Source organism: Scandinavium sp. NPDC088450, from assembly GCF_044900545.1.
GTDB lineage: Bacteria > Pseudomonadota > Gammaproteobacteria > Enterobacterales > Enterobacteriaceae > Scandinavium.
Genome location: NZ_JBJDNI010000042.1, coordinates 1 through 26,236, shown reverse-complemented (window position 1 = coordinate 26,236; position 26,236 = coordinate 1). Strand labels below are relative to the sequence as shown.

Here is a 26,236-nt window from a genome sequence, read left to right as displayed (position 1 = left end):
CCACCCAATCGCGATGGATGACGGTCTGCGTTTCGCAATCCGTGAAGGCGGCCGTACCGTTGGCGCGGGCGTTGTTGCTAAAGTTATCAGCTAATTATTGATTAATTAGTGTTGGATAATAAGAAAGGGCGCTTAGGCGCCCTTTTTGTTATCTGCGATTGACACATACATATTTGTTAGCATTTTGCCCGTCATCTGCCGCACCGATTCCTTATTTGTGCTATTGTAATCATAACTATTCTCATTTACACTTTGCGCATAAATTGAACGGGAGCGATCATGTACGTTTGTTTGTGTAATGGTGTGAGTGATAAAAAAATTCGGCAGGCTGTTCGTCAGTTTCATCCGCAATCCTTCCAGCAACTCCGCAAGTTTATTCCCGTGGGAAATCAATGTGGTAAATGCATCCGCGCGGCGCGTGAAATCATGCAGGATGAATTAACCCAGATGCCAGAATTTAAAGAGACTGCCTGACTCCCCGTCTTTATTTTTGACATCCCGGTAGCCCGATCTACGCTTCTATGAGTGGAAGCGGAGGGACTACAAAATGAAAGGTGATGTTAAAATCATAAGTTATCTCAATAAATTGTTGGGAAATGAGCTTGTCGCAATCAATCAATACTTTCTCCACGCGAGAATGTTCAAAAACTGGGGTCTGACTCGCCTCAACGATGTTGAATATCATGAATCCATCGATGAGATGAAACACGCAGATAAATATATCGAGCGCATTTTGTTTCTTGAGGGCATTCCTAATCTGCAGGATCTCGGCAAGCTTGGTATCGGTGAAGATGTAGAAGAAATGCTTCAGTCCGACTTGCGCCTGGAACTTGAGGGCGCGAAAGACTTGCGTGAAGCTATTGCCTATGCGGATACCGTCCATGACTATGTCAGCCGCGATATGATGATTGAAATCCTCGCGGATGAAGAAGGGCACATCGACTGGCTCGAGACCGAACTGGATCTGATTGGTAAAATCGGCATCCAAAATTATCTGCAGTCACAGATTAAAGTGGAAGAATAACCCACGGTTCAGACCTACGATGAAACCCGCTACGCTCAGAAATGGGCCAAAACGTAGCGGGTTTTTTATTGCTTCTGATGACCCTGAAACGAGTACCTGAAAGCCTACCCATGCCAAAGCCAGAACACTTGCAAAAGTGGCCAATTCTGGAAGTTGTTGCCACCCGTGCCAGGCACCCAACGCAGCAAAATATTTCACATCTCCGTATCCCATTCCTTCCTGCCTGAAGAGCTTACGAAACGCCCAACACAACGTGGCAAACGCACAATAGGCAAGTACGGCCCCGAAGACTGCATTGACCAGAGCATGCGGTAAAAGACAGGCATAAAACAACAGCCCACCCCAGAGTAACGGACAGGTAAAACGGTCGGGTAATAAGCCTGTTCTACCGTCATGCCACCCCAGTACGAGCGTCAATATCGTGTAGAGGGTGAGGAAGGGGAGGGCGGCAAAAAGCATCATTCATCATCCATGTAGAGCGTGGGGCAGTCTGACAGGAAACCCATCATGGCGAATATCGGCCTTTCCCCGTTTCGCGAGTCCGGTTCCAGGGAAGTCACACTTTGTGCAGGGTTGCAGGGAAAATTGAAAGGGCGTTCGCAGAAGCAGAATGGCTGATTTATAAACACCGCTTGCTTCAACTGGAGATTTGCGTATAATGCGCGGGCTTGTCAAAATTGACGGCGAGTTCGATATGAGCTCCGATAACGCAGTTAGTTATCGACAATGTTCCCAATTGGGGAACTACGCAAGAACGGTTACGCTCCCCCATCAATCGTAATGGGTGTGAGGAGTGGCCATTTCGTTTATAAAATAATTGGAGCTCTGGTCTCATGCAGAACCAAAGAATCCGTATCCGCCTGAAAGCGTTTGATCATCGTCTGATCGATCAATCAACCGCGGAAATCGTCGAGACTGCCAAGCGCACTGGTGCGCAGGTACGCGGTCCGATCCCGCTGCCGACCCGCAAAGAGCGCTTTACCGTTCTGATCTCTCCGCACGTTAACAAAGACGCGCGTGATCAGTACGAGATTCGCACTCACAAGCGTCTGGTTGACATCGTTGAGCCAACCGAGAAAACCGTTGATGCTCTGATGCGTCTGGACCTGGCTGCCGGTGTAGACGTGCAGATCAGCCTGGGTTAATCAGGTCATCGAGCGATTGAGAGGTTGATACAATGATTGGTTTAGTCGGTAAAAAAGTGGGCATGACCCGCATCTTCACTGAAGATGGCGTATCTATCCCAGTAACCGTAATCGAAGTTGAAGCAAACCGCGTTACTCAGGTTAAAGACCTGGCTAACGACGGCTACCGTGCTGTTCAGGTTACCACCGGTGCTAAAAAAGCTAACCGTGTAACCAAGCCGGAAGCGGGTCACTTCGCTAAAGCTGGCGTAGAAGCTGGCCGTGGTCTTTGGGAATTCCGTCTTGCAGAAGGCGAAGAGTTCACCGTAGGTCAGGACATTAGCGTTGAGCTGTTTGCTGAAGTTAAAAAAGTTGACGTAACCGGTACCTCTAAAGGTAAAGGTTTCGCCGGTACCGTTAAGCGCTGGAACTTCCGTACCCAGGACGCGACTCACGGTAACTCCTTGTCTCACCGCGTTCCGGGTTCTATCGGTCAGAACCAGACTCCGGGCAAAGTGTTCAAAGGCAAGAAAATGGCAGGTCAGCTGGGTAATGAGCGTGTAACCGTTCAGAGCCTGGACGTAGTACGTGTTGACGCTGAGCGCAACCTGCTGCTGGTTAAAGGTGGTGTTCCGGGTGCAACCGGCTGCGACCTGATCATTAAACCAGCTGTGAAGGCGTAAGGGGATAGCAATGGAATTAGTATTGAAAGACGCGCAAAGCGCGCTGACTGTTTCCGAAACTACCTTCGGTCGTGATTTCAACGAAGCGCTGGTTCACCAGGTTGTTGTTGCTTATGCAGCTGGTGCTCGTCAGGGTACTCGTGCTCAGAAGACTCGTGCTGAAGTAACTGGTTCCGGCAAAAAGCCGTGGCGCCAGAAAGGTACCGGCCGTGCGCGTTCAGGTTCTATTAAGAGCCCGATCTGGCGTTCCGGTGGCGTAACCTTCGCTGCTCGCCCGCAGGACCACAGTCAAAAAGTAAACAAAAAGATGTACCGCGGCGCGCTGAAAAGCATTCTGTCCGAACTGGTACGTCAGGATCGTCTGATCGTTGTCGAGACGTTCTCTGTAGAAGCGCCTAAAACTAAGCTGCTGGCACAGAAACTGAAAGACATGGCTCTGGAAGATGTGCTGATCATCACCGGTGAGCTGGACGAGAACCTGTTCCTGGCCGCGCGTAACCTGCACAAGGTTGACGTACGTGACGCGAACGGTATCGACCCGGTTAGCCTGATCGCCTTCGACAAAGTTGTAATGACGGCTGATGCTGTTAAGCAAGTTGAGGAGATGCTGGCATGATTCGTGAAGAACGTCTGCTGAAGGTGCTGCGTGCACCGCACGTTTCTGAAAAAGCGTCTACCGCGATGGAAAAAACCAATACCATCGTTCTCAAAGTTGCTAAAGACGCGACTAAAGCAGAAATCAAAGCTGCTGTGCAGAAACTGTTTGAAGTCAAAGTTGACACCGTACGTACCCTGGTTGTTAAAGGCAAGGTGAAACGTCACGGACAGCGTATCGGTCGTCGTAGCGACTGGAAAAAAGCTTACGTCACCCTGGAAGAAGGCCAGAATCTGGACTTCGCTGGCGGCGCTGAGTAAGTCGGAGGAGTAATACAATGGCAGTTGTTAAATGTAAACCGACATCTCCGGGTCGTCGCCACGTTGTTAAAGTGGTTAACCCAGAGCTGCACAAGGGCAAACCTTTTGCTCCGTTGCTGGAAAAAAACAGCAAATCCGGTGGTCGTAACAACAATGGCCGTATCACCACTCGTCACATCGGTGGTGGCCATAAGCAGGCTTATCGTATTGTTGACTTTAAACGCAACAAAGACGGTATCCCAGCAGTTGTTGAACGTCTTGAGTACGATCCGAACCGTTCCGCGAACATCGCGCTGGTTCTGTACAAAGACGGCGAACGCCGTTACATCCTGGCCCCTAAAGGCCTGAAAGCTGGCGACCAGATTCAGTCTGGCGTTGATGCTGCAATCAAAGCAGGTAACACCCTGCCGATGCGCAATATCCCGGTTGGTTCTACCGTTCATAACGTAGAAATGAAACCAGGTAAAGGCGGTCAGCTGGCACGTTCCGCTGGTACTTACGTTCAGATCGTTGCTCGTGATGGTGCTTATGTCACCCTGCGTCTGCGTTCTGGTGAAATGCGTAAAGTCGAAGCAGACTGCCGTGCAACCCTGGGCGAAGTTGGCAATGCTGAGCATATGCTGCGCGTTCTGGGTAAAGCTGGTGCTGCACGCTGGCGTGGTGTTCGTCCTACCGTTCGCGGTACTGCGATGAACCCAGTCGACCACCCACATGGTGGTGGTGAAGGTCGTAACTTTGGTAAGCACCCGGTAACTCCGTGGGGCGTTCAGACCAAAGGTAAGAAGACCCGCAGCAACAAGCGTACTGATAAATTTATCGTACGTCGCCGTAGCAAATAATATTAGAGGATAAGCCATGCCACGTTCTCTCAAGAAAGGTCCTTTTATTGACCTGCACTTGCTGAAGAAGGTAGAGAAAGCGGTGGAAAGCGGTGACAAGAAGCCCCTGCGCACTTGGTCCCGTCGTTCAACGATCTTTCCTAACATGATCGGTTTGACCATCGCTGTCCATAATGGTCGTCAGCACGTTCCGGTATTTGTTTCCGACGAAATGGTCGGTCACAAACTGGGTGAATTCGCACCGACTCGTACTTATCGCGGCCACGCTGCTGATAAAAAAGCGAAGAAGAAATAAGGTAGGAGGAAGAGATGGAAACTTTAGCTCAACATCGCCATGCTCGTTCTTCTGCTCAGAAGGTTCGCCTTGTTGCAGACCTGATTCGCGGTAAGAAAGTGTCGCAGGCCCTGGATATTCTGACCTACACCAATAAGAAAGCGGCTGTACTGGTCAAGAAAGTTCTGGAATCTGCCATTGCTAACGCTGAACACAACGATGGCGCTGACATCGACGATCTGAAAGTTGCGAAAATTTTCGTAGACGAAGGCCCAAGCATGAAGCGCATTATGCCGCGTGCGAAAGGTCGTGCAGATCGCATCCTGAAGCGCACCAGCCACATTACTGTGGTTGTGTCCGATCGCTGAGACTCTGGAGACTAGCAATGGGTCAGAAAGTACATCCTAATGGTATTCGCCTGGGTATTGTAAAACCTTGGAACTCTACCTGGTTTGCGAACACCAAAGAATTCGCTGACAACCTGGACAGCGATTTTAAAGTCCGCCAGTACCTGACTAAGGAACTGGCTAAAGCGTCCGTATCTCGTATCGTTATCGAGCGTCCGGCTAAGAGCATCCGTGTGACTATTCACACTGCTCGCCCGGGTATCGTTATCGGTAAGAAAGGCGAAGACGTAGAAAAACTGCGCAAGGTCGTAGCGGATATCGCTGGCGTTCCTGCACAGATCAATATCGCCGAAGTTCGTAAGCCTGAACTGGACGCTAAATTGGTTGCTGACAGCATCACTTCTCAGCTGGAACGTCGCGTGATGTTCCGTCGTGCTATGAAGCGTGCTGTACAGAACGCAATGCGTCTGGGCGCGAAGGGTATTAAAGTTGAAGTTAGCGGCCGTCTGGGCGGCGCGGAAATCGCACGTACCGAATGGTACCGCGAAGGTCGCGTACCTCTGCACACTCTGCGTGCTGACATCGACTACAACACCTCTGAAGCGCACACCACTTACGGTGTAATCGGCGTTAAGGTATGGATCTTCAAAGGTGAGATCCTTGGTGGTATGGCTGCTGTTGAACAACCGGAACCGGCTGCTCAACCTAAAAAGCAGCAGCGTAAAGGCCGTAAATAAGGAGCGTCGCTGATGTTACAACCAAAGCGTACAAAATTCCGTAAAGTGCACAAAGGCCGCAACCGTGGTCTGGCGCAGGGTACGGATGTTAGCTTCGGCACTTTCGGTCTGAAAGCTGTTGGCCGTGGTCGTCTGACTGCACGTCAGATCGAAGCAGCACGTCGTGCTATGACCCGTGCAGTTAAGCGTCAAGGTAAGATCTGGATCCGTGTATTCCCGGACAAACCGATCACCGAGAAGCCGCTGGAAGTTCGTATGGGTAAAGGTAAAGGTAACGTGGAGTATTGGGTTGCCTTGATTCAGCCGGGTAAAGTCCTGTATGAAATGGACGGCGTACCGGAAGAGCTGGCCCGTGAAGCCTTCGGCCTGGCAGCAGCGAAACTGCCTATCAAAACCACCTTTGTAACTAAGACGGTGATGTAATGAAAGCAAATGAGCTGCGTGAAAAGAGCGTTGAAGAGCTGAACACCGAGCTGCTTAACCTGCTGCGCGAGCAATTCAACCTGCGTATGCAGGCTGCAAGCGGCCAGCTGCAACAGACTCACCTGCTGAAGCAGGTTCGTCGCGATGTTGCACGTGTTAAGACTTTACTGACTCAGAAGGCGGGTGCGTAATGACCGATAAAATCCGTACTCTGCAAGGTCGCGTTGTCAGCGATAAAATGGAGAAATCCATTGTTGTTGCCATCGAACGTGTTGTGAAGCACCCGATCTACGGGAAATTCATCAAGCGTACGACCAAACTGCACGTACATGACGAGAACAACGAATGTGGTATCGGCGACAAGGTTGAAATCCGTGAATGCCGTCCACTGTCCAAGACTAAGTCCTGGACGCTGGTTCGCGTTGTAGAGAAAGCGGTTCTGTAATACAGTACCCCTTCTCACTATGAATAAACGGCTCAGCAATGAGCCGTTTATTTTTTCTACCCTTATCTTGTGAGCGGTGTTATAATGCCGCGCCCTCGATATGGGGCTTTTTAACGACTCTGATTTTAGGGTCTCAGTAGTAGTTGACATTAGCGGAGCACTAAAATGATCCAAGAACAGACTATGCTGAACGTGGCCGACAACTCCGGTGCACGTCGCGTAATGTGTATCAAGGTTCTGGGTGGCTCGCACCGTCGCTACGCAGGCGTCGGCGACATCATCAAGATTACCATCAAGGAAGCAATTCCACGTGGTAAGGTGAAGAAAGGCGATGTGCTGAAAGCGGTAGTGGTGCGCACCAAGAAGGGTGTTCGTCGCCCGGACGGTTCTGTCATTCGCTTCGATGGCAATGCATGCGTTATTTTAAACAATAACAGCGAGCAGCCAATCGGCACGCGTATTTTTGGGCCGGTAACTCGTGAACTGCGTAATGAAAAGTTCATGAAAATTATCTCTCTGGCACCAGAAGTACTCTAAGGAGCGAATCATGGCAGCGAAGATCCGTCGTGATGACGAAGTTATCGTGTTGACCGGTAAAGATAAAGGTAAACGCGGTAAAGTAAAAAATGTCCTGTCTTCCGGCAAGGTCATTGTTGAAGGTATCAACCTGGTTAAGAAACATCAGAAGCCGGTTCCGGCCCTGAACCAACCAGGTGGCATCGTTGAAAAAGAAGCCGCAATTCAGGTTTCTAACGTTGCACTCTTCAATGCGGCAACCGGCAAGGCTGACCGTGTAGGCTTTAGATTCGAAGACGGCAAAAAAGTCCGTTTCTTCAAGTCTAACAGCGAAACTATCAAGTAATTTGGAGTAGTACGATGGCGAAACTGCATGATTACTACAAAGACGAAGTAGTTAAGAAACTCATGACTGAGTTTAACTACAATTCTGTCATGCAAGTCCCTCGGGTCGAGAAGATCACCCTGAACATGGGTGTTGGTGAAGCGATCGCTGACAAGAAACTGCTGGATAACGCAGCAGCTGATCTGGCAGCAATCTCCGGTCAAAAGCCGTTGATCACCAAAGCACGCAAATCAGTTGCAGGCTTCAAAATCCGTCAGGGCTATCCGATCGGCTGTAAAGTAACTCTGCGTGGCGAACGCATGTGGGAGTTCTTTGAGCGCCTGATCACTATTGCTGTACCTCGTATCCGTGACTTCCGTGGCCTGTCCGCTAAGTCATTCGACGGTCGTGGTAACTACAGCATGGGTGTCCGTGAGCAGATCATCTTCCCAGAAATCGACTATGACAAAGTCGACCGCGTACGTGGTTTGGATATTACCATTACCACTACTGCGAATTCTGACGAAGAAGGCCGTGCTCTGCTGGCTGCCTTTGACTTCCCGTTCCGCAAGTAAGGTAGGGTTACTTAATGGCTAAGCAATCAATGAAAGCACGCGAAGTTAAACGCGTAGCTTTAGCTGAAAAATACTTCGCGAAACGCGCTGAACTGAAAGCGATCATCTCTGATGTTAACGCTTCCGACGAAGATCGTTGGAACGCAGTTCTGAAGCTGCAGAGTCTGCCGCGTGATTCCAGCCCGTCCCGTCAGCGTAACCGCTGCCGCCAGACTGGTCGTCCACATGGTTATGTGGGCAAGTTCGGGTTGAGCCGTATCAAGCTTCGTGAAGCCGCAATGCGCGGTGAAGTACCTGGCTTGAAAAAGGCTAGCTGGTAATTGTCACCAATTGAATCACGGGAGTAAAGACAGATGAGCATGCAAGATCCGATCGCGGATATGCTGACCCGTATCCGTAACGGTCAGGCCGCGAACAAAGCTGCGGTCACCATGCCTTCCTCCAAGCTGAAAGTGGCAATTGCCAACGTGCTGAAGGAAGAAGGTTTTATTGAAGAATTTAAAGTTGAAGGCGACACCAAGCCGGAACTGGAAGTGACTCTTAAGTACTTCCAGGGTAAAGCTGTTGTAGAAAGCATTCAGCGTGTCAGCCGCCCAGGTCTGCGCATCTATAAGAAAAAAGATGAGCTGCCAAAAGTTATGGCCGGTCTGGGTATCGCAGTTGTTTCTACCTCTAAAGGTGTTATGACTGATCGTGCAGCGCGCCAAGCTGGTCTTGGTGGCGAAATTATCTGCTACGTAGCCTAATCGGAGGAAAAAATGTCTCGTGTTGCTAAAGCACCGGTCGTTGTTCCTGCCGGCGTTGATGTAAAAATCGACGGACAGGTTATTACGATCAAAGGTAAAAACGGCGAGCTGACTCGTACTCTCAACGATGCTGTTGAAGTTAAGCATGCTGATAACGCACTGACCTTCGGTCCGCGTGATGGTTACGTGGATGGTTGGGCTCAGGCTGGTACCGCGCGTGCCCTGCTGAACTCAATGGTTATCGGTGTTACCGAAGGCTTCACTAAGAAGCTGCAGCTGGTTGGTGTAGGTTATCGTGCAGCGGTCAAAGGAAATGTAGTAAACCTGTCTCTGGGTTTCTCTCATCCTGTTGATCATCAGCTGCCAGCAGGTATTACTGCAGAATGCCCGACTCAAACTGAAATCGTGCTGAAAGGCGCTGATAAGCAGGTGATCGGTCAGGTTGCAGCAGATCTGCGTGCCTACCGTCGTCCTGAGCCTTATAAAGGCAAGGGTGTTCGTTACGCCGACGAAGTCGTGCGTACCAAAGAGGCTAAGAAGAAGTAAGGTAACACTATGGATAAGAAATCTGCTCGTATCCGTCGTGCGACCCGCGCACGCCGCAAGCTCAAAGAGCTGGGTGCAACTCGCCTGGTGGTACATCGTACCCCGCGTCATATTTACGCACAGGTAATTGCTCCGAATGGTTCTGAAGTTCTGGTAGCTGCTTCTACTGTAGAAAAAGCTATCTCTGAACAACTGAAGTACACCGGTAACAAAGACGCTGCTGCAGCTGTAGGTAAAGCTGTCGCTGAACGCGCTCTGGAAAAAGGCATCAAAGATGTTTCCTTTGACCGTTCCGGGTTCCAATATCATGGTCGTGTCCAGGCACTGGCAGATGCTGCCCGTGAAGCTGGCCTTCAGTTCTAAGGTAGAGGTGTAAGATGGCTCACATCGAAAAACAAGCTGGCGAACTGCAGGAAAAGCTGATCGCGGTTAACCGCGTATCTAAAACCGTTAAAGGTGGTCGTATTTTCTCCTTCACAGCTCTGACTGTAGTAGGCGATGGTAACGGTCGCGTTGGTTTTGGTTACGGTAAAGCGCGTGAAGTTCCAGCAGCGATCCAGAAAGCGATGGAAAAAGCCCGTCGCAACATGATTAACGTCGCGCTGAACCACGGCACCCTGCAACACCCTGTAAAAGGTGTTCACACGGGTTCTCGTGTCTTCATGCAGCCGGCTTCTGAAGGTACCGGTATCATCGCCGGTGGTGCAATGCGCGCCGTCCTGGAAGTCGCTGGAGTTCATAACGTTCTGGCTAAAGCGTATGGTTCCACCAACCCGATTAACGTGGTTCGTGCAACTATCGATGGCCTGGAAAATATGAATTCTCCAGAAATGGTCGCTGCCAAGCGTGGTAAATCCGTTGAAGAAATTCTGGGGTAATTGACCATGGCAAAGACTATTAAAATTACTCAAACCCGCAGTGCAATCGGTCGTCTGCCGAAACACAAGGCAACGCTGCTTGGCCTGGGTCTGCGTCGTATTGGCCACACCGTAGAGCGCGAGGATACTCCTGCTGTACGCGGTATGGTCAACGCGGTTTCCTACATGGTTAAAGTTGAGGAGTAAGAGATGCGTTTAAATACTCTGTCTCCGGCCGAAGGCTCTAAAAAGGCGGGTAAACGCCTGGGTCGTGGTATCGGTTCTGGCCTCGGTAAAACCGGTGGTCGTGGTCACAAAGGTCAGAACTCTCGTTCTGGCGGTGGCGTACGTCGCGGTTTCGAGGGTGGTCAGATGCCTCTGTACCGTCGTCTGCCGAAGTTCGGTTTCACTTCACGCAAAGCAATGATCACAGCTGAAGTTCGTCTGTCTGATCTGGCTAAAGTAGAAGGCGACGTAGTTGACCTGAACACGCTGAAAGCAGCTAACATTATCGGCATCCAGATCGAATTCGCGAAAGTGATTCTGGCTGGTGAAGTAACTCGTCCGGTAACTGTTAACGGCCTGCGCGTGACTAAAGGCGCTCGTGCTGCTATCGAAGCTGCTGGCGGTAAAATCGAGGAATAAGTAGCAGATGGCTAAACAACCGGGATTAGATTTTCAAAGTGCCAAAGGTGGCTTAGGCGAGCTGAAACGCAGACTGCTGTTTGTTATCGGCGCGCTGATTGTGTTCCGTATTGGCTCTTTTATTCCGATCCCTGGTATTGATGCCGCTGTACTTGCCAAACTGCTTGAGCAACAGCGAGGCACCATCATTGAAATGTTTAACATGTTCTCTGGTGGTGCACTCAGCCGTGCTTCTATCTTCGCGCTGGGGATCATGCCGTATATTTCGGCATCGATCATTATCCAGCTTCTGACGGTGGTTCATCCAACGTTAGCGGAGATCAAGAAGGAAGGGGAATCTGGCCGTCGCAAGATTAGCCAGTACACCCGCTACGGCACTCTGGTGCTGGCAATATTCCAGGCAACCGGTATTGCTACCGGTCTGCCGAATATGCCTGGTATGCAAGGTCTGGTGATTAATCCAGGCTTTGCATTCTATTTCACCGCTGTTGTAAGTCTGGTCACAGGAACCATGTTCCTGATGTGGCTCGGCGAACAGATTACTGAGCGTGGTATCGGTAACGGTATCTCAATCATTATCTTCGCTGGTATTGTTGCGGGTCTCCCGCCAGCCATCGCCCATACTATCGAGCAAGCGCGTCAAGGTGACCTGCACTTCCTCCTGTTGCTGTTGGTTGCAGTATTAGTATTTGCAGTGACCTTCTTTGTTGTCTTTGTTGAACGTGGTCAACGCCGCATTGTGGTAAACTACGCGAAACGTCAACAGGGTCGTCGTGTCTATGCTGCACAGAGCACACATTTGCCGCTGAAAGTGAATATGGCGGGGGTAATCCCGGCAATCTTCGCTTCCAGTATTATTCTGTTCCCGGCGACCATCGCGTCATGGTTCGGGGGCGGTACTGGTTGGAACTGGCTGACAACAATTTCGCTGTATTTGCAGCCTGGACAACCGCTTTATGTGTTACTCTATGCGTCTGCAATCATCTTCTTCTGTTTCTTCTACACAGCGTTGGTTTTCAACCCACGTGAAACAGCAGATAACCTGAAGAAGTCCGGTGCATTCGTACCAGGAATTCGTCCGGGAGAACAAACGGCGAAGTATATCGATAAAGTAATGACCCGCCTGACTCTGGTTGGTGCGTTGTACATCACTTTTATCTGCCTGATCCCGGAGTTCATGCGTGATGCAATGAAAGTGCCGTTCTACTTCGGTGGAACATCGCTACTCATCGTTGTTGTCGTGATTATGGACTTTATGGCTCAAGTGCAAACTCTGATGATGTCTAGTCAGTATGAGTCTGCATTGAAGAAGGCGAACCTGAAAGGCTACGGCCGCTAACAGGGCGCCCGAGAAGTTACGGAGAGTAAAAATGAAAGTTCGTGCTTCCGTCAAGAAATTATGCCGTAACTGCAAAATCGTTAAGCGTGATGGTGTCATCCGTGTGATTTGCAGTGCCGAGCCGAAGCATAAACAGCGCCAAGGCTGATTAATTCGCATATTTTTCTTGCAAAGTTGGGTTGAGCTGGCTAGATTAGCCAGCCAATCTTTTTGTATGTCTGTACGTATCCATTTGAGTATCCTGAAAACGGGCTTTTCGGCATGGTGCGTACATATTAAATAGTAGGAGTGCATAGTGGCCCGTATAGCAGGCATTAACATTCCTGATCAGAAACATGCCGTGATCGCATTAACTTCGATCTATGGCGTCGGCAAGACCCGTTCTAAAGCCATTCTGGCTGCAGCGGGTATCGCTGAAGATGTTAAGATCAGTGAGCTGTCTGAAGAACAAATCGACACGCTGCGTGACGAAGTTGCCAAATTTGTCGTTGAAGGTGATCTGCGCCGTGAAGTTAGCATGAGCATCAAGCGTCTGATGGACCTTGGTTGCTATCGCGGTTTGCGTCATCGTCGTGGTCTGCCAGTGCGCGGTCAGCGTACTAAGACCAACGCACGTACCCGTAAGGGTCCGCGCAAACCGATCAAGAAATAATCGGGGTGATTGAATAATGGCAAAGGCACCAGTTCGTGCACGTAAGCGTGTAAGAAAACAAGTCTCTGACGGCGTGGCTCATATCCATGCTTCTTTCAACAACACCATCGTTACCATCAGCGATCGCCAGGGTAACGCACTGGGTTGGGCAACAGCCGGTGGTTCCGGTTTCCGTGGTTCACGCAAATCCACTCCGTTTGCAGCTCAGGTTGCAGCAGAGCGTTGCGCTGAAGCCGTAAAAGATTACGGTATCAAGAATCTGGAAGTTATGGTCAAAGGTCCGGGTCCAGGTCGCGAATCTACTATTCGTGCTCTGAACGCCGCTGGTTTCCGCATCACTAATATTACTGATGTGACTCCGATCCCTCATAACGGTTGTCGTCCGCCGAAAAAACGTCGCGTATAACGCGCTCGTTTTCTAGGATTGTTGGAGAAAGAAAATGGCAAGATATTTGGGTCCTAAGCTCAAGCTGAGCCGTCGCGAGGGCACAGACCTCTTCCTGAAGTCTGGCGTTCGCGCGATCGATACCAAGTGTAAAATTGAACAAGCTCCTGGCCAGCACGGTGCGCGTAAACCGCGTCTGTCTGACTATGGTGTGCAGTTGCGTGAAAAGCAAAAAGTTCGCCGTATCTACGGTGTGCTGGAGCGTCAGTTCCGTAACTACTACAAAGAAGCAGCACGTCTGAAAGGCAACACCGGTGAAAACCTGTTGGCTCTGCTGGAAGGTCGTCTGGACAACGTTGTATACCGTATGGGCTTCGGCGCTACTCGTGCTGAATCACGTCAGCTGGTTAGCCACAAAGCTATCATGGTAAACGGTCGTGTTGTTAACATCGCTTCTTATCAGGTTAAAGCGAATGACGTTGTCAGCGTTCGTGAGAAAGCGAAAAAGCAATCTCGCGTGAAAGCCGCTCTTGAGCTGGCTGAGCAGCGTGAAAAGCCAACCTGGCTGGAAGTTGATGCTGGCAAGATGGAAGGTACGTTCAAGCGTCAGCCTGAGCGTTCTGATCTGTCTGCGGACATTAACGAACACCTGATCGTCGAGCTTTACTCCAAGTAAAGCTTAGTACCAAAGAGAGGACACAATGCAGGGTTCTGTGACAGAGTTTCTAAAACCGCGCCTGGTCGATATCGAGCAAGTGAGTTCGACGCACGCCAAGGTGACCCTTGAGCCTTTAGAGCGTGGCTTCGGCCATACTCTGGGTAACGCACTGCGCCGTATTCTGCTCTCATCGATGCCGGGTTGCGCGGTGACCGAGGTTGAGATTGATGGTGTACTTCATGAGTACAGCACCAAAGAAGGCGTTCAGGAAGATATCCTTGAAATCCTGCTCAACCTGAAAGGGCTGGCGGTGAGAGTTCAGGGTAAAGATGAAGTTATTCTTACTCTGAATAAATCTGGCATTGGCCCTGTGACCGCAGCCGACATCACCCACGACGGTGATGTTGAAATCGTCAAGCCGCAGCATGTGATCTGCCACCTGACCGATGAGAACGCATCTATTAGCATGCGTATCAAAGTTCAGCGCGGTCGCGGTTATGTGCCGGCTTCTGCCCGAATTCATTCGGAAGAAGATGAGCGCCCAATCGGCCGTCTGCTGGTCGACGCCTGCTACAGCCCTGTAGAGCGTATTGCCTACAATGTTGAAGCAGCTCGTGTTGAGCAGCGCACCGACCTGGACAAGCTGGTCATCGAAATGGAAACCAACGGCACAATCGATCCTGAAGAGGCGATTCGTCGTGCGGCAACCATTCTGGCTGAACAACTGGAAGCTTTCGTTGACTTACGTGATGTACGTCAGCCGGAAGTGAAAGAAGAGAAACCAGAATTCGATCCGATCCTGCTGCGCCCTGTTGACGATCTGGAATTGACTGTCCGCTCTGCTAACTGCCTCAAGGCAGAAGCTATCCACTATATCGGTGATCTGGTACAGCGTACCGAAGTTGAGTTGCTGAAAACGCCGAACTTGGGTAAAAAATCTCTTACCGAGATTAAAGACGTGCTGGCCTCTCGTGGTCTGTCTCTGGGCATGCGCCTGGAAAACTGGCCGCCGGCAAGCATTGCTGACGAGTAACCGGATCACAGGTTAAGGTTTTACTGAGAAGGATAAGGTCATGCGCCATCGTAAGAGTGGTCGTCAACTGAACCGCAACAGCAGCCATCGCCAGGCTATGTTCCGCAACATGGCAGGTTCACTGGTTCGTCATGAGATCATCAAGACGACCCTGCCTAAAGCGAAAGAGCTGCGTCGCGTAGTTGAGCCGCTGATTACTCTTGCCAAGACTGATAGCGTTGCTAATCGTCGTCTGGCATTCGCCCGTACTCGTGATAACGAGATCGTGGCAAAACTGTTTAACGAACTGGGCCCGCGTTTCGCGAGCCGTGCCGGTGGTTACACTCGTATTCTGAAGTGTGGTTTCCGTGCAGGCGACAACGCGCCGATGGCTTACATCGAGCTGGTTGATCGTTCAGAAGCGAAAGCAGAAGCAGCTGCAGAGTAATTTGCAGTGAAGTAAAAAAACCCGCTTCGGCGGGTTTTTTTATACCCTCACCCCCCCAATCTTCTACACTAGCTGTACTCATTTTGTTCACTCAGGTTAGTATGATGTGGTTACTGGACCAGTGGGCCGAACGGCATATTCTCGATGCTCAACGTAACGGCGAGTTTGACTCTTTGGCTGGCAGTGGTAAACGTTTGGAGCTTGATGACGACCATCATGTGCCTGCAGAATTACGTGCCGGTTACAGATTGCTGAAAAATGCAGGATGTCTTCCACCAGAACTTGAACAGCGCAAGCAAGCACTCCAGCTTGCCGATCTCCTGCAAACCGTTCGTGAAGACGACCCGCGATTCAATGAACTTCACCGCCAATTCACGTTGCTTGAGCTAAAGCTTAAACAAGCCGGACTCAACACTGACTTTCTTCATGGCGACTATGCGGGGAAACTCCTCAATAAAATCAATGGAGAGTCATAATGTTACGTATAGGTGAGTTAGCGAAACTGGCTGGCGTGACACCCGACACCATTCGCTATTACGAAAAGCAGCAAATGATGGATCATGATGTCCGTACTGAAGGTGGCTTCAGACTTTATTCGGACAGCGACCTGCAGCGTCTGCGTTTTATTCGTCATGGACGGCAGTTAGGGTTCACACTTGAAGCGATCCGTGAACTGTTATCGATCCGTATCGATCCCGAACATCACACCTGTCAGGAATCGAAAAGCATCGTTCAGGCCAGATTAGGTGAAGTTGAGGCGCGCATTGCCGAATTAGAAACGATGCGGCGTTCTTTACAGCGACTCAATGATGCCTGCTGCGGTTCTGCGCACAGTAGCGTCTACTGTTCAATTCTTGAAGCGTTAGAACAAGGTGCAGAAGCCGACAAATCAGGGTGTTGATTTCCCCTAAGCAGAGGATTACACTCGCGCCGAATTAACCCACCTACCGGAGATATTATGAGCCGCTATCAGCATACGAAGGGGCAGATTAAAGATAATGCTATCGAAGCCCTGTTGCATGACCCGCTTTTTCGCCAGCGAGTTGAGAAGAATAAGAAAGGGAAAGGAAGTTATCAGCGTAAAGGGAAACAGGGTAATCGAGGGAACTGGGAGGCCAGTGGCAAAAGAGTGATGCACTTTTTTACCACTGGCTTTCTTGTTTCTGCAGTCTGATTAAGAGCGATTATTTTGCTCTTTCAGCAGATCGCGGATCTCAGCCAGCAAGACTTCTTCTTTTGAAGGGGCAGGCGCTGCAGCCGGCTCTTCTTTCTTACGATTCAGTTTGTTTATCAGCTTGATTGCCATAAAAATGGCAAATGCCACGATGACGAAATCAAAAATATTCTGAATAAACACACCGTAATGCATTACGACAGCAGGCACATCGCCTTGTGCGTCACGCAGGGTCACGGCAAATTGTTTGAAGTCGATACCCCCAATCAGCAGACCTAACGGTGGCATAATAATATCGGCAACCAGTGACGACACGATCTTGCCAAATGCTGCACCAATAATCACACCCACTGCCAAATCGACAACATTCCCGCGCATCGCGAATTCGCGAAACTCTTTAATAATGCTCATTTTATACTCCTTGTGCTGGCTGACGTTTATAAGTTTAACAAATGTTTAGTCGATTGCCATTGCCGGGCTGATGTCAGATGGAATAAATAAGCCATGTAATATAAAGGGTTAATTAAAAAGGGCGCCGTGATGGGCGCCCTGACGTCGTTACAGAAAGAATGGACTTGGCTGGAATAGCCTTTCGACGTCGGTAATAAACTTTTTATCTGTCAGGAACATAATGACGTGATCGCCTTGTTCAATGCGAAGATTGTCATTGGCAATCATTACTTCGTTACCACGCACAACGGCTCCGATAATCGTTCCTGGCGGCAGTTTTATATCGTCAATCACTCGTCCAACAACGCGAGAGGTGCTTTCATCACCGTGAGCCACAGCTTCGATGGCTTCTGCGACACCGCGACGCAGTGAAGAGACTCCCACGATATCTGCTTTGCGGACATGACTTAAAAGCGCAGAGATCGTTGCTTGCTGCGGAGATATCGCAATATCAATTACGCTTCCCTGGACCAAATCGACGTAAGCGCGGCGTTGGATAAGCACCATCACTTTCTTAGCACCCATTCGCTTGGCCAGCATGGCCGACATGATATTCGCTTCGTCATCATTGGTGACGGCGATAAACAGATCGACTTGATCAATATGCTCTTCAGCCAGTAATTCCTGATCAGACGCGTCGCCGTAAAAGACGATCGTATTTTGCAGCTTTTCGGCCAGTTCAGAGGCACGTTGCTGGTCGCGTTCGATCAGTTTTACGCTGTAGTCTTTTTCCAGACGATGCGCGAGGCCGGCGCCAATGTTGCCCCCGCCGACTAGCATGATGCGCTTATAAGGCTTTTCAAGGCGTTGAAGCTCGCTCATTACGGCACGAATATGCTGTGATGCGGCAATGAAGAAGACTTCATCACCCGCTTCGACGATGGTGGAACCCTGTGGGCGAATCGGACGGTCATGACGGAAAATAGCGGCCACGCGTGTATCGATGTGCGGCATATGCTCGCGCATAGTGGACAGCGCATTCCCAACCAGTGGTCCGCCATAATAGGCTTTTACTACGGCGAGGCTGACTTTGCCTTCGGCAAAATTGACCACCTGCAATGCGCCCGGGTATTCAATCAGACGGTAAATATTGTCGATAACCAACTGCTCTGGGGCAATCAGGTGATCGATAGGCACGGCTTCAGAATGGAAGAGTTTTTCTGCATCACGCACATAGTCCGGAGCCCTGATTCGGGCGATACGATTTGGCGTATTAAAGAGCGAATAGGCAACCTGACAGGCGACCATATTTGTTTCGTCCGAACTGGTGACGGCGACCAGCATGTCAGCATCATCTGCTCCCGCTTCGCGTAAAACACGCGGGTGAGAGCCATGCCCTTGTACGACACGCAAATCGAATTTGTCCTGCAGGCTGCGTAAGCGATCGCCATTGGTATCGACGACGGTAATGTCGTTATTCTCGCCGACCAGGTTTTCCGCCAGTGTGCCGCCAACTTGTCCGGCACCCAGAATGATAATTTTCATCAGTCGCGATCCATTAATTCATCACTGTTTGATTAGCTTAGCGTAGAAGAAGCCATCGCCTTCTTCTGCGGCCGGCAAGTTTTGTCGCCCTGGATGCGCTGCATCGCCAGTTTCAGTGAGTTTGGCATCGGGTGCGCGTTTCAGGAATGCGGCAATTTGTTCACTGTTTTCTTCAGGCAGAATGGAACAGGTTGCGTAAACCAAAGTGCCGCCGGTTTTCAGGTGCGACCAGGTCGCATCCAGAATTTCCGCCTGCAGTTGGGCCAGTTCGGCGATGTCTCGATCGCGGCGCAGCCATTTAATATCCGGATGGCGACGAATGACGCCAGTTGCGGAACAGGGGGCATCTAACAGAATACGGTCAAACTGTTGCTCGCCACACCACTGAGAAGGGAAGCGGCCGTCACCCTGCTTGACCTGAGCTTTCATCCCAAGACGCTTAAGGTTTTCATAGACACGTGACAGGCGTTGTTCATCGATATCTACCGCCATCACATTGGCTTGTGGTGCTACTTCAAGAATGTGTGTGGTTTTACCGCCGGGTGCCGCGCAAAGATCGAGGAGCACCTCGCCGTTTTCCGGTCGCAGGAAATTCATGCAGCCTTGAGCTGATGCATCCTGAACCGTGACCCACCCTTCGTTAAATCCAGGTAAAGCCTGGACAGACACAGGGGTTTCCAGACGCACGGCATCGGGATAGTCAGGGTGAGAAAACCCAGTGATCCCGGCTTCTTCTGACAACGCCATCCATTCATCGCGACTATGATGATTGCGGTTCACGCGAAGCCACATTGGTGGACGCTGGTTATTTGCCTCAAGAATCGCTTCCCATTGCTGCGGATAAGCTTTCTTAATGCGCTTCACTAGCCAGGATGGATGCAGGAAACGAAGCTCTGTTGTGGAAAACTCTGCCTGCAACGCTTCTTGATTTCGCTGAAACTGACGCAGGACGCCGTTAATCAGGCCCTTAAGCTGTGGGCGTTTAATTGCTACAGCACCTTCCACTGTTTCGGCAAGAGCAGCGTGTGCTGGAATGCGGGTGTGCAGGAGTTGATACAGTCCAACCATAATCAGGTAATGAACGGTACGCTGCTTGCCTGTCATCGGGCGTTCCATCAATTTATTGATGAACCACTCAAGCTGGGAAAGAGTACGAAGGACACCGAAGCAGAGTTCCTGCAAAAGTGCCCGGTCTTTTTCGCCCACTTTTTGCTGCAGTCCGGGCAGTACATTACTCAGTGACTGACCCTTCTCAACGACCTGCTCGACAGCCTGGGCGGCGAGGCTACGTAAATTAATATTCTTTTTCATATGCTTAAAAATGAAAAGGCCCGGCAGTACCGGGCTTGAAATAAGAACCGTCAGGCGAGACGGTTGCCGGGAATAAACCATTCCCGACGTGAATTTAACAGATCCTGAGCGCTCATCGCATTTTTGCCCGCAGGCTGTAGCGATTGAAGATTCAGAATGCCCTCTGCTGTCGCCACCTGAATACCTTGCTTGCTGACATCCACAATGGTGCCGGGCTGGGCATTCGTTTTTTCGTTAATAACGCTGGCCTGCCAGATTTTTACCGGCTGCCCGTCAATCTCAAGCCAACTCATTGGCCATGGATTGAAGGCGCGAATGCAGCGCTCAAGCTGTGCGGCAGAGAGTGACCAGTCAACACGGGCTTCTTCTTTGCTGAGCTTTTCGGCGTGCGTGACCAGTGCTTCATCCTGAACTTCAGGTTTTGCCGTCCCGCTTGCCAGTTGTTGCAGCGTTTCTATCAGTCCTTTCGGGCCCAGCTCAGCGAGCTTATCGTACAGGGAACCGCTCGTGTCTTCTGCCGTAATCGGGCAGGAGAGCTTGTGGAGCATATCTCCAGTATCCAGACCGACGTCCATTTGCATGATAGTGACGCCTGTTTCGGCATCACCAGCCCACAAAGAACGCTGAATAGGTGCTGCACCACGCCAGCGTGGGAGCAACGATCCATGCACATTGATGCAACCGAGGCGCGGCATATCCAGCACCGCTTTGGGCAGGATAAGACCGTAGGCAACCACTACCATGACATCGGCGTTAAGCTCGGCAACGAGCTGCTGGTTTTCCTGCGGGCGAAGTGATGCGGGCTGGAAAACCGGCAGACCTTTCTCTTCAGCCAGGACTTTAACCGGGGAAGGCATTAGCTTTTTACCGCGGCCAGCCGGACGATCGGGCTGGGTGAAGACACCCACGACCTGGTGCCCGGAAGACAACAGCGCGTCAAGATGACGCGCTGCAAAGTCAGGGGTACCTGCGAAAATAATGCGAAGTGATTCTGACACGAGTGTTCTTATCCTTAAGCGCGGGCGTTTAAGCGATCCAGTTTCTCAACTTTCTGGCGGATGCGCTGCTGTTTCAGCGGTGACAGATAGTCGATGAACAGTTTGCCCACCAGATGATCCATCTCGTGCTGAATGCAGATTGCCAGCAGGCCATCAGCTTCCAGTTCGAACGCTTTACCTTCACGGTTGAGCGCACGGATTTTCACTTTCTCTGCACGTGGCACCAGGGCGCGTTGTTCAGGAATAGACAGGCAACCTTCTTCAATCCCTGTTTCGCCTTCTTTCTCCAGCAGTTCAGGGTTGATCAGTACCAGTTGCTCATCACGGTTTTCAGAGACATCGATGACAATGATGCGCTGATGAATATCCACCTGTGTAGCCGCCAGGCCAATGCCTTCTTCGGCGTACATGGTGTCAAACATATCGTCAACGATACGCTGAATTTCTGCATTCACTTCTTTAACCGGTTCAGCGATTTTGCGAAGACGCTCGTCCGGGATATGTAACACTTGCAAAACTGACATAATTATCCAGAGTTGTGTTCAGGAGTTGGAAAGATTATTACCTCTATTCTAGACAAATCCCCCTCTGATTGACAGCATCAGTGACCAATCGCAAAGATTGCTCAACGTGCATGTGGCAAGGGGGACAAAGGATGACACCCACAGAAATAGTGCTTCGCCTGATGACAGTGAAGGGTGTGTATGGCGATATCGCGTCCACCTTGCTCAGTCAGCTTTGTAATGATGGAACCCTCGATGCTGAACGGCTAAAAGCAAAGGGGTTGACGCTAAAGCAAATTCAGCAATTTTTCTCCCTCTCAGAGCGGGAGTTATCGCAGACACTGGCCTGGCTGGAAGAGCCCGATCATTCTCTGCTTAGCGCAAACGATCCTGCTTTCCCTTCAGTATTACGAGCGACAACCGATTATCCCATTGCGTTATTTGTCGCCGGGAATGTCACTTTGCTTTCCTCTATACAGGTCGCCATTGTCGGCAGCCGTAATCACTCCTTGTACGGTGAACGCTGGGGAACCGCATTTAGTGAAGCGTTGTCACGCAAAGGGTTCACGATTACCAGCGGGCTGGCGCTGGGCATTGATGGCATAGCCCATCGTGCAACACTGGCTGCTTCAGGGAAAACGGTGGCTGTACTGGGAAACGGTCTTTTTCATACCTATCCACGCCGCCATGCTTCGCTGAGCCATCGCATTCTTGAAAGTGGGGGCGCACTGATCAGTGAATTTCCTTTGGCTCAGCCTCCCTGGCCAGCCAATTTTCCCCGACGTAATCGCATCATCAGTGGTCTGAGTTGCGGTGTGCTGGTCATTGAGGCTGCGATAAAAAGTGGTTCGCTCGTAACTGCCCGAACGGCGCTGGAACAAGGACGAGAAGTTTTCGCTCTGCCCGGGCCGCTTGGGAGTCCGGGTTCAGAGGGGCCACACTGGCTGATTAAACAGGGTGCCACGCCAGTGACCACGGTCGAGGATATTCTGGAAAATTTGCAATACGGGCGGTATCCGTTGCCAGATGAGACTGAAAATTCAAATTATTCCCCGGATAGGGAGCTCACGGCATTGCCATTTCCGGAGCTCCTGGCTAACGTAGGAGATGAGGTAACACCTGTTGACGTTGTCGCTGAACGTGCCGGCCAACCTGTGCCAGTGACGGTAGCTCAATTACTCGAACTGGAGTTAGCAGGGTGGATCGCAGCTGTACCCGGCGGCTATGTCCGATTGAGGAGGGCATGCCATGTTCGACGTACTGATGTATTTGTTTGAGACTTACATCCATAACGAAGCAGAAATGCGGGTGGACCAGGACAAGCTGACTCGGGATCTCACCGACGCCGGTTTTGACCGTGAAGATATCTACAACGCGCTACTTTGGCTGGAAAAGCTGGCTGACTATCAGGAAGGGCTCGCCGAGCCGATGCAGCTGGCTTCTGATCCGCTCTCTGTGCGTATCTATACCGCAGAAGAGTGCCAAAGGCTGGATGCCAGTTGCCGGGGATTTTTGTTATTCCTGGAGCAGATTCAGGTGCTAAACCTCGAAACGCGTGAAATGGTTATTGAACGCGTCATGGCGCTGGATGCCGCAGAGTTTGAACTGGAAGACCTGAAATGGGTCATTCTGATGGTGCTGTTTAACATTCCAGGCTGTGAAAATGCCTATCAGCAAATGGAAGAATTACTCTTCGAAGTAAATGACGGTATGCTGCACTGATTCCATTGTGTAGCGACAAGAGTTGTTATGGCCAAATCAGCACTGTTTTCGGTGCCCAAAAACGAGCCCTGCCCACAGTGCGGGGCTCCACTCGTTATCCGGTCCGGTAAACACGGGCCCTTTCTTGGTTGTTCCCATTATCCGGAATGTGACTATGTACGCCCCCTGAAAAGCCAGGCGGACGGGCATATTGTTAAGATTCTGGAAGGTCAACTCTGCCCGGAATGCGGGGCTGAACTGGTGCTTCGTCAGGGGCGTTTTGGGATGTTCATTGGGTGTAGCCAGTATCCCGCTTGTGAACATACCGAGCTTATCGATAAACCTGATGACACGACTATCGCGTGCCCGCAGTGCCATGAAGGGCACCTGGTACAGCGTCGCTCTCGTTATGGCAAAACCTTTCATTCTTGCGATCGCTATCCTGATTGCCAGTTTGTCCTGAATTTCAAACCGGCAGTGGGGGAATGCCCAACGTGTCATTATCCACTGCTTATCGAAAAGAAAACGGCGCAAGGCGTGAAGCTTTTCTGTGCCAGTAAACAATGTGGAAAGCCGGTCCCGGCGAAAGATCAGTGAACAATAACCTGCAAACAGAAAGCGTGACGAAAGCTCTCATCGCGCTCAAAAACAAAGAAGTCATCGCTTATCCTACTGAAGCTGTTTTTGGTGTCGGTTGCGATCCCGACAGCGAAACGGCCGTCATGCGCTTGCTTGAACTTAAGCAGAGGCCCGTCGAAAAAGGCTTGATCTTAATCGCGGCTGATTACGAGCAACTCAAACCGTATATTGACGATTCAATGCTGTCTGATGCGCAGCGCGAAGCCGTTTTTTCGAAATGGCCAGGGCCGGTGACGTTTGTTTTCCCTGCTCGCGCCTCGACACCGCGTTGGCTTACCGGGCGTTTTGATTCCCTGGCTGTACGCGTTACCGACCATCCGCTGGTGGTTGAACTGTGCAAGGCGTATGGCAAACCCCTGGTTTCAACCAGTGCAAATCTGACGGGGCAACCTCCTTGTCGGACGACCGCTGAAGTGGTCGCTCAGTTTGGTGAAGCGTTCCCTGTGGTGGTGGGAGAGACCAGCGGTCGGCTTAATCCTTCCGAAATTCGCGATGCCCTGACGGGCGAACTTTTCCGCCAGGGGTAAGCTCATGGAAGCGTATGCAGTTTTTGGCAATCCGATTGCGCATAGCAAATCGCCTTTTATTCATCAGCAATTCGCGCTGCAGCTGAACATTGAGCATCCCTATGGCAGTGTGCTTGCTCCAAGGGAAGCCTTTAACGCAGCCCTGGACGCGTTCCTGGCTGCAGGTGGAAAGGGCTGCAACGTCACAGTGCCCTTTAAAGAAGAAGCATTTTCCAGAGCTGATGAATTGACGGAGCGTGCCGCGATGGCGGGGGCGGTTAATACCCTCAAGCGCCTTGAAGATGGGCGGTTGCTGGGCGATAACACGGATGGCATCGGTTTGCTGAGCGATCTGGAGCGCCTTGCTTTTATCAAACCAGGATTTCGTATTCTGCTGGTGGGTGCAGGTGGCGCTGCTCGCGGAGTGATCATGCCGCTGCTTTCTCCCGACTGTGCGGTGACAATCACTAACCGCACCTTCGCGCGAGCCCAGGAGTTAGCAACGATCTTTGCTCATACGGGGAGCATCCGGGCGGTGGCAATGGATCAGCTGGCGGGTGAAGAGTTCGATCTGATTATTAACGCTACCTCAAGTGGAATCGGGGGCGATGTGCCAGCGATCCCAGCTTCGCTCATTCATTCAGGCATTCATTGTTATGACATGTTTTACCAGAAAGGAAACACACCATTCCTGAACTGGTGTGAACAACAGGGTGCCAGACAGTGTGCAGATGGTTTGGGAATGTTAGTGGCACAGGCAGCACACGCGGTATTGCTTTGGCACGGCCTGATGCCTGAGATTGCACCCGTGATCGCATCACTGAAGAAAGAGCTGGCATTGTGAACCAGGCAATCCTGTTTCCCGATCGCGAAGAGTGGGATGAAAGCCGACAGTGCATCAGCTTCCCGGCGTTAGTCTCTGGCTTCCAGATGCAGTGCGCGCTATCGCTGGAATCACTGGTGCGCCGCTTTGGCAGCGGCACGCCAGCATATTGGTTGGAGAGTTTTCGTCAGCATCGCTGGGATCTGGAGGAAGAAGCTGAAGAAGCTATCCGTGAACAGCGGGAAGACGATCAAGGTTGGTTCTGGCTTTCCTGAGCCAGATAGTCATTCTTCCATTTCACATAGTTGTTGGCGGAGTACTTCAGGCCTTCGAGCTCCTTCTCCTTTAATGGGCGGATCTGTTTTACCGGGCTGCCCAAATAAAGAAAGCCACTTTCCAGACGTTTGTTTTGCGGCACCAGGCTGCCAGCGCCAATCATCACATCATCTTCTACGACAACACCGTCCAGTAAAATAGATCCCATTCCCACCAGAACGCGATTGCCGATCGTGCAACCGTGCAACATCACTTTATGCCCTACGGTAACGTCTTCACCCACAATAAGCGGGTTGCCTTCCGGATTGGTGGCGGATTTGTGGGTGACGTGCAAAACGCTGCCGTCCTGAATGTTGGTGCGTTTGCCAATAGCCACGTGGTTCACGTCGCCACGAATGACCACCAATGGCCAGATGCCGACATCATCGGCAAGACGGACGTCACCGATAACGACGCTGGTGGAATCGATCATTACGCATTCACCCAATGTGGGGCGCAAAGACTGATAAGGGCGAATATTTGCAGACATGTTTACCTCTATAGAGAAAGGATCGCAGGTGATGACGGCTATTATCGGCCTTAAACGGGGCTTTCACACCTCAAAAAAGCAGCAGATCGTATGGGATCTGGGCAAAGAGAATGAAAAAACAGCTATCAGAAAAAAGATCGAAAAAAAGGGTTGTGCAAAAAATTGGGATCCCTATAATGCGCATCCGTTGAGACGACAACGTGAAACACTTCACAAGATGGTCGTAGCAACGAAGAGAAAAAATCCTGAAATTGAGGGTTGACTCTGAAAGAGGAAAGCGTAATATACGCCACCTCGCGACAGAGCGCTAAAGCGCGTCGCAACTG

The 26,236-nt window shown here is 50.9% G+C and carries 48 protein-coding genes and 1 pseudogene; 41 read left to right on the top strand and 8 right to left on the bottom strand.

The annotated features are described in order from the left end of the window. Positions 1–94 (top strand): annotated as a pseudogene (locus ACI2I2_RS23720) (elongation factor Tu); the annotation flags it as partial. A 38-nt stretch (positions 95–132) separates the two neighbouring features. Here ACI2I2_RS23720 and ACI2I2_RS23715 read toward each other — a convergent pair. Then, complete coding sequence (locus ACI2I2_RS23715) at positions 133–345, bottom strand: hypothetical protein (RefSeq protein WP_404660147.1); 213 nt, start codon at positions 343–345, stop codon at positions 133–135. On the opposite strand from ACI2I2_RS23715, the gene bfd reads away from it, so the two are divergent. Further along, on the top strand, positions 280–474 hold the full coding sequence (bfd, locus tag ACI2I2_RS23710; protein ID WP_097164992.1) for a bacterioferritin-associated ferredoxin: 195 nt from the start codon (positions 280–282) through the stop codon (positions 472–474). The two genes, ACI2I2_RS23715 and bfd, sit on opposite strands and share 66 nt — an antisense overlap. 73 nt (positions 475–547) lie before the next feature. Then, positions 548–1,024, top strand: coding sequence for a bacterioferritin (gene bfr / locus ACI2I2_RS23705; RefSeq protein WP_404660144.1), 477 nt, complete (start codon positions 548–550; stop codon positions 1,022–1,024). Here the strand turns inward: bfr and ACI2I2_RS23700 are convergent. Next, positions 1,001–1,483 carry a prepilin peptidase gene (locus tag ACI2I2_RS23700; protein ID WP_404660146.1) on the bottom strand — a complete coding sequence of 161 codons (483 nt, stop codon included), beginning with the start codon at positions 1,481–1,483 and terminating at the stop codon, positions 1,001–1,003. The two genes, bfr and ACI2I2_RS23700, sit on opposite strands and share 24 nt — an antisense overlap. Before the next feature lie 374 nt (positions 1,484–1,857). Here ACI2I2_RS23700 and rpsJ point away from each other — a divergent pair, with 374 nt between their 5' ends. The 31 genes from rpsJ (at position 1,858) to ACI2I2_RS23545 (ending at position 16,689) form a co-directional block, all read left to right on the top strand. Next, positions 1,858–2,169, top strand: a complete 312-nt coding sequence (rpsJ, locus tag ACI2I2_RS23695) for a 30S ribosomal protein S10 (RefSeq protein WP_001181005.1) — start codon at positions 1,858–1,860, stop codon at positions 2,167–2,169. Between the two features lie 32 nt (positions 2,170–2,201). Then, a complete protein-coding gene (gene rplC, locus ACI2I2_RS23690) occupies positions 2,202–2,831 on the top strand; it encodes a 50S ribosomal protein L3 (RefSeq protein ID WP_330985801.1) in 630 nt (209 codons plus the stop codon). A 10-nt stretch (positions 2,832–2,841) separates the two neighbouring features. Next, positions 2,842–3,447 carry a 50S ribosomal protein L4 gene (gene rplD / locus ACI2I2_RS23685; RefSeq protein ID WP_319629234.1) on the top strand — a complete coding sequence of 202 codons (606 nt, stop codon included), beginning with the start codon at positions 2,842–2,844 and terminating at the stop codon, positions 3,445–3,447. After that, complete coding sequence (rplW, locus tag ACI2I2_RS23680) at positions 3,444–3,746, top strand: 50S ribosomal protein L23 (RefSeq protein ID WP_330985802.1); 303 nt, start codon at positions 3,444–3,446, stop codon at positions 3,744–3,746. Before rplD ends, rplW begins: the two co-directional genes overlap by 4 nt. A 17-nt stretch (positions 3,747–3,763) precedes the next feature. Continuing rightward, positions 3,764–4,585: a 50S ribosomal protein L2 gene (rplB, locus tag ACI2I2_RS23675; protein WP_000301859.1), complete on the top strand. Its 822-nt coding sequence runs from the start codon at positions 3,764–3,766 to the stop codon at positions 4,583–4,585. A gap of 16 nt (positions 4,586–4,601) precedes the next feature. Further along, a complete protein-coding gene (rpsS, locus tag ACI2I2_RS23670; RefSeq protein ID WP_001138115.1) occupies positions 4,602–4,880 on the top strand; it encodes a 30S ribosomal protein S19 in 279 nt (92 codons plus the stop codon). Between the two features lie 14 nt (positions 4,881–4,894). Next, the gene (gene rplV, locus ACI2I2_RS23665) at positions 4,895–5,227 is read left to right on the top strand and encodes a 50S ribosomal protein L22 (protein ID WP_002919773.1); all 333 of its coding nucleotides are present in this window, start codon (positions 4,895–4,897) and stop codon (positions 5,225–5,227) included. Positions 5,228–5,244: 17 nt separating this feature from the next. Beyond that, positions 5,245–5,943: a 30S ribosomal protein S3 gene (rpsC, locus tag ACI2I2_RS23660; protein ID WP_006817277.1), complete on the top strand. Its 699-nt coding sequence runs from the start codon at positions 5,245–5,247 to the stop codon at positions 5,941–5,943. Between the two features lie 12 nt (positions 5,944–5,955). Further along, positions 5,956–6,366, top strand: a complete 411-nt coding sequence (rplP, locus tag ACI2I2_RS23655; protein ID WP_002919759.1) for a 50S ribosomal protein L16 — start codon at positions 5,956–5,958, stop codon at positions 6,364–6,366. Continuing rightward, a complete protein-coding gene (rpmC, locus tag ACI2I2_RS23650) occupies positions 6,366–6,557 on the top strand; it encodes a 50S ribosomal protein L29 (RefSeq protein WP_330985803.1) in 192 nt (63 codons plus the stop codon). The genes rplP and rpmC overlap by 1 nt, the downstream gene beginning before the upstream one ends. Further along, positions 6,557–6,811, top strand: coding sequence for a 30S ribosomal protein S17 (gene rpsQ / locus ACI2I2_RS23645; RefSeq protein WP_097164998.1), 255 nt, complete (start codon positions 6,557–6,559; stop codon positions 6,809–6,811). The genes rpmC and rpsQ overlap by 1 nt, the downstream gene beginning before the upstream one ends. 165 nt (positions 6,812–6,976) lie before the next feature. Next, positions 6,977–7,348, top strand: coding sequence for a 50S ribosomal protein L14 (gene rplN / locus ACI2I2_RS23640; protein ID WP_000613954.1), 372 nt, complete (start codon positions 6,977–6,979; stop codon positions 7,346–7,348). 10 nt (positions 7,349–7,358) lie between these two features. Beyond that, positions 7,359–7,673 (top strand): 50S ribosomal protein L24, encoded by a 315-nt coding sequence (gene rplX, locus ACI2I2_RS23635; protein ID WP_007724317.1) that lies wholly within the window; start codon positions 7,359–7,361, stop codon positions 7,671–7,673. A 14-nt stretch (positions 7,674–7,687) separates the two neighbouring features. Then, the gene (gene rplE / locus ACI2I2_RS23630; RefSeq protein WP_031523907.1) at positions 7,688–8,227 is read left to right on the top strand and encodes a 50S ribosomal protein L5; all 540 of its coding nucleotides are present in this window, start codon (positions 7,688–7,690) and stop codon (positions 8,225–8,227) included. A gap of 14 nt (positions 8,228–8,241) precedes the next feature. Further along, positions 8,242–8,547, top strand: a complete 306-nt coding sequence (gene rpsN, locus ACI2I2_RS23625; RefSeq protein WP_074780832.1) for a 30S ribosomal protein S14 — start codon at positions 8,242–8,244, stop codon at positions 8,545–8,547. 33 nt (positions 8,548–8,580) lie between these two features. Continuing rightward, a complete protein-coding gene (rpsH, locus tag ACI2I2_RS23620) occupies positions 8,581–8,973 on the top strand; it encodes a 30S ribosomal protein S8 (protein ID WP_042396027.1) in 393 nt (130 codons plus the stop codon). 12 nt (positions 8,974–8,985) lie between these two features. Further along, the gene (rplF, locus tag ACI2I2_RS23615) at positions 8,986–9,519 is read left to right on the top strand and encodes a 50S ribosomal protein L6 (RefSeq protein ID WP_330985805.1); all 534 of its coding nucleotides are present in this window, start codon (positions 8,986–8,988) and stop codon (positions 9,517–9,519) included. 9 nt (positions 9,520–9,528) lie between these two features. After that, positions 9,529–9,882, top strand: coding sequence for a 50S ribosomal protein L18 (gene rplR / locus ACI2I2_RS23610; RefSeq protein ID WP_039076817.1), 354 nt, complete (start codon positions 9,529–9,531; stop codon positions 9,880–9,882). Positions 9,883–9,896: 14 nt separating this feature from the next. Further along, positions 9,897–10,397, top strand: a complete 501-nt coding sequence (gene rpsE / locus ACI2I2_RS23605; RefSeq protein ID WP_002438697.1) for a 30S ribosomal protein S5 — start codon at positions 9,897–9,899, stop codon at positions 10,395–10,397. 6 nt (positions 10,398–10,403) lie between these two features. Then, positions 10,404–10,583 (top strand): 50S ribosomal protein L30, encoded by a 180-nt coding sequence (gene rpmD / locus ACI2I2_RS23600; protein ID WP_004846568.1) that lies wholly within the window; start codon positions 10,404–10,406, stop codon positions 10,581–10,583. A 3-nt stretch (positions 10,584–10,586) separates the two neighbouring features. Then, a complete protein-coding gene (rplO, locus tag ACI2I2_RS23595; protein ID WP_097165004.1) occupies positions 10,587–11,021 on the top strand; it encodes a 50S ribosomal protein L15 in 435 nt (144 codons plus the stop codon). A 7-nt stretch (positions 11,022–11,028) separates the two neighbouring features. After that, on the top strand, positions 11,029–12,360 hold the full coding sequence (gene secY, locus ACI2I2_RS23590) for a preprotein translocase subunit SecY (protein WP_097165005.1): 1,332 nt from the start codon (positions 11,029–11,031) through the stop codon (positions 12,358–12,360). A 31-nt stretch (positions 12,361–12,391) separates the two neighbouring features. After that, positions 12,392–12,508, top strand: coding sequence for a 50S ribosomal protein L36 (rpmJ, locus tag ACI2I2_RS23585; RefSeq protein WP_000868187.1), 117 nt, complete (start codon positions 12,392–12,394; stop codon positions 12,506–12,508). 147 nt (positions 12,509–12,655) lie between these two features. Next, positions 12,656–13,012: a 30S ribosomal protein S13 gene (gene rpsM, locus ACI2I2_RS23580; RefSeq protein ID WP_003031135.1), complete on the top strand. Its 357-nt coding sequence runs from the start codon at positions 12,656–12,658 to the stop codon at positions 13,010–13,012. A 16-nt stretch (positions 13,013–13,028) separates the two neighbouring features. Then, entirely contained in the window at positions 13,029–13,418 is a 390-nt protein-coding gene (gene rpsK / locus ACI2I2_RS23575; RefSeq protein WP_043081126.1) for a 30S ribosomal protein S11, read from the top strand. Positions 13,419–13,452: 34 nt separating this feature from the next. Further along, positions 13,453–14,073 carry a 30S ribosomal protein S4 gene (gene rpsD, locus ACI2I2_RS23570; RefSeq protein ID WP_097165007.1) on the top strand — a complete coding sequence of 207 codons (621 nt, stop codon included), beginning with the start codon at positions 13,453–13,455 and terminating at the stop codon, positions 14,071–14,073. 25 nt (positions 14,074–14,098) lie between these two features. Then, a complete protein-coding gene (locus ACI2I2_RS23565) occupies positions 14,099–15,088 on the top strand; it encodes a DNA-directed RNA polymerase subunit alpha (protein ID WP_002438685.1) in 990 nt (329 codons plus the stop codon). Positions 15,089–15,128: 40 nt separating this feature from the next. Continuing rightward, entirely contained in the window at positions 15,129–15,515 is a 387-nt protein-coding gene (gene rplQ / locus ACI2I2_RS23560; protein WP_330985807.1) for a 50S ribosomal protein L17, read from the top strand. A gap of 104 nt (positions 15,516–15,619) precedes the next feature. Beyond that, positions 15,620–15,991, top strand: a complete 372-nt coding sequence (locus tag ACI2I2_RS23555) for a DUF1992 domain-containing protein (RefSeq protein WP_404660145.1) — start codon at positions 15,620–15,622, stop codon at positions 15,989–15,991. Beyond that, a complete protein-coding gene (gene zntR, locus ACI2I2_RS23550) occupies positions 15,991–16,416 on the top strand; it encodes a Zn(2+)-responsive transcriptional regulator (protein ID WP_404660143.1) in 426 nt (141 codons plus the stop codon). Before ACI2I2_RS23555 ends, zntR begins: the two co-directional genes overlap by 1 nt. Positions 16,417–16,473: 57 nt before the next feature. Continuing rightward, positions 16,474–16,689, top strand: a complete 216-nt coding sequence (locus ACI2I2_RS23545) for an alternative ribosome-rescue factor A (protein WP_330985810.1) — start codon at positions 16,474–16,476, stop codon at positions 16,687–16,689. Here ACI2I2_RS23545 and mscL read toward each other — a convergent pair whose 3' ends face one another. The 5 genes from mscL to def all read right to left on the bottom strand — a co-directional run bounded on the left by mscL (position 16,690) and on the right by def (position 21,457). Further along, positions 16,690–17,100 carry a large-conductance mechanosensitive channel protein MscL gene (mscL, locus tag ACI2I2_RS23540; protein WP_330985811.1) on the bottom strand — a complete coding sequence of 137 codons (411 nt, stop codon included), beginning with the start codon at positions 17,098–17,100 and terminating at the stop codon, positions 16,690–16,692. 147 nt (positions 17,101–17,247) lie between these two features. Then, the gene (gene trkA / locus ACI2I2_RS23535) at positions 17,248–18,624 is read right to left on the bottom strand and encodes a Trk system potassium transporter TrkA (RefSeq protein WP_404660142.1); all 1,377 of its coding nucleotides are present in this window, start codon (positions 18,622–18,624) and stop codon (positions 17,248–17,250) included. Between the two features lie 21 nt (positions 18,625–18,645). Next, complete coding sequence (gene rsmB / locus ACI2I2_RS23530) at positions 18,646–19,935, bottom strand: 16S rRNA (cytosine(967)-C(5))-methyltransferase RsmB (RefSeq protein ID WP_404660141.1); 1,290 nt, start codon at positions 19,933–19,935, stop codon at positions 18,646–18,648. A gap of 50 nt (positions 19,936–19,985) precedes the next feature. Continuing rightward, positions 19,986–20,933, bottom strand: coding sequence for a methionyl-tRNA formyltransferase (fmt, locus tag ACI2I2_RS23525; RefSeq protein WP_404660140.1), 948 nt, complete (start codon positions 20,931–20,933; stop codon positions 19,986–19,988). A gap of 14 nt (positions 20,934–20,947) precedes the next feature. Continuing rightward, positions 20,948–21,457: a peptide deformylase gene (gene def, locus ACI2I2_RS23520; RefSeq protein WP_330985815.1), complete on the bottom strand. Its 510-nt coding sequence runs from the start codon at positions 21,455–21,457 to the stop codon at positions 20,948–20,950. Between the two features lie 131 nt (positions 21,458–21,588). On the opposite strand from def, the gene dprA reads away from it, so the two are divergent. Genes dprA through ACI2I2_RS23490 form a run of 6 tightly spaced genes read left to right on the top strand, consistent with a single transcriptional unit; the run spans position 21,589 to position 25,380 of the window. Beyond that, positions 21,589–22,713 carry a DNA-protecting protein DprA gene (gene dprA / locus ACI2I2_RS23515; protein WP_404660139.1) on the top strand — a complete coding sequence of 375 codons (1,125 nt, stop codon included), beginning with the start codon at positions 21,589–21,591 and terminating at the stop codon, positions 22,711–22,713. Next, positions 22,685–23,158 (top strand): DUF494 family protein Smg, encoded by a 474-nt coding sequence (gene smg, locus ACI2I2_RS23510; RefSeq protein ID WP_330985817.1) that lies wholly within the window; start codon positions 22,685–22,687, stop codon positions 23,156–23,158. Before dprA ends, smg begins: the two co-directional genes overlap by 29 nt. A 27-nt stretch (positions 23,159–23,185) precedes the next feature. Then, positions 23,186–23,734, top strand: a complete 549-nt coding sequence (locus ACI2I2_RS23505) for a topoisomerase DNA-binding C4 zinc finger domain-containing protein (RefSeq protein WP_330985818.1) — start codon at positions 23,186–23,188, stop codon at positions 23,732–23,734. Continuing rightward, complete coding sequence (gene tsaC / locus ACI2I2_RS23500; RefSeq protein ID WP_404660138.1) at positions 23,731–24,303, top strand: L-threonylcarbamoyladenylate synthase type 1 TsaC; 573 nt, start codon at positions 23,731–23,733, stop codon at positions 24,301–24,303. The genes ACI2I2_RS23505 and tsaC overlap by 4 nt, the downstream gene beginning before the upstream one ends. Positions 24,304–24,307: 4 nt before the next feature. Continuing rightward, a complete protein-coding gene (aroE, locus tag ACI2I2_RS23495; protein WP_404660137.1) occupies positions 24,308–25,126 on the top strand; it encodes a shikimate dehydrogenase in 819 nt (272 codons plus the stop codon). Continuing rightward, on the top strand, positions 25,123–25,380 hold the full coding sequence (locus ACI2I2_RS23490; protein WP_404660136.1) for a DUF1488 domain-containing protein: 258 nt from the start codon (positions 25,123–25,125) through the stop codon (positions 25,378–25,380). Before aroE ends, ACI2I2_RS23490 begins: the two co-directional genes overlap by 4 nt. Here ACI2I2_RS23490 and ACI2I2_RS23485 read toward each other — a convergent pair. Next, positions 25,356–25,910: a gamma carbonic anhydrase family protein gene (locus tag ACI2I2_RS23485; RefSeq protein WP_330985822.1), complete on the bottom strand. Its 555-nt coding sequence runs from the start codon at positions 25,908–25,910 to the stop codon at positions 25,356–25,358. The two genes, ACI2I2_RS23490 and ACI2I2_RS23485, sit on opposite strands and share 25 nt — an antisense overlap. A 28-nt stretch (positions 25,911–25,938) precedes the next feature. On the opposite strand from ACI2I2_RS23485, the gene ACI2I2_RS23480 reads away from it, so the two are divergent. Next, entirely contained in the window at positions 25,939–26,172 is a 234-nt protein-coding gene (locus ACI2I2_RS23480; protein ID WP_404660135.1) for a hypothetical protein, read from the top strand. Positions 26,173–26,236: the final 64 nt, after the last annotated feature.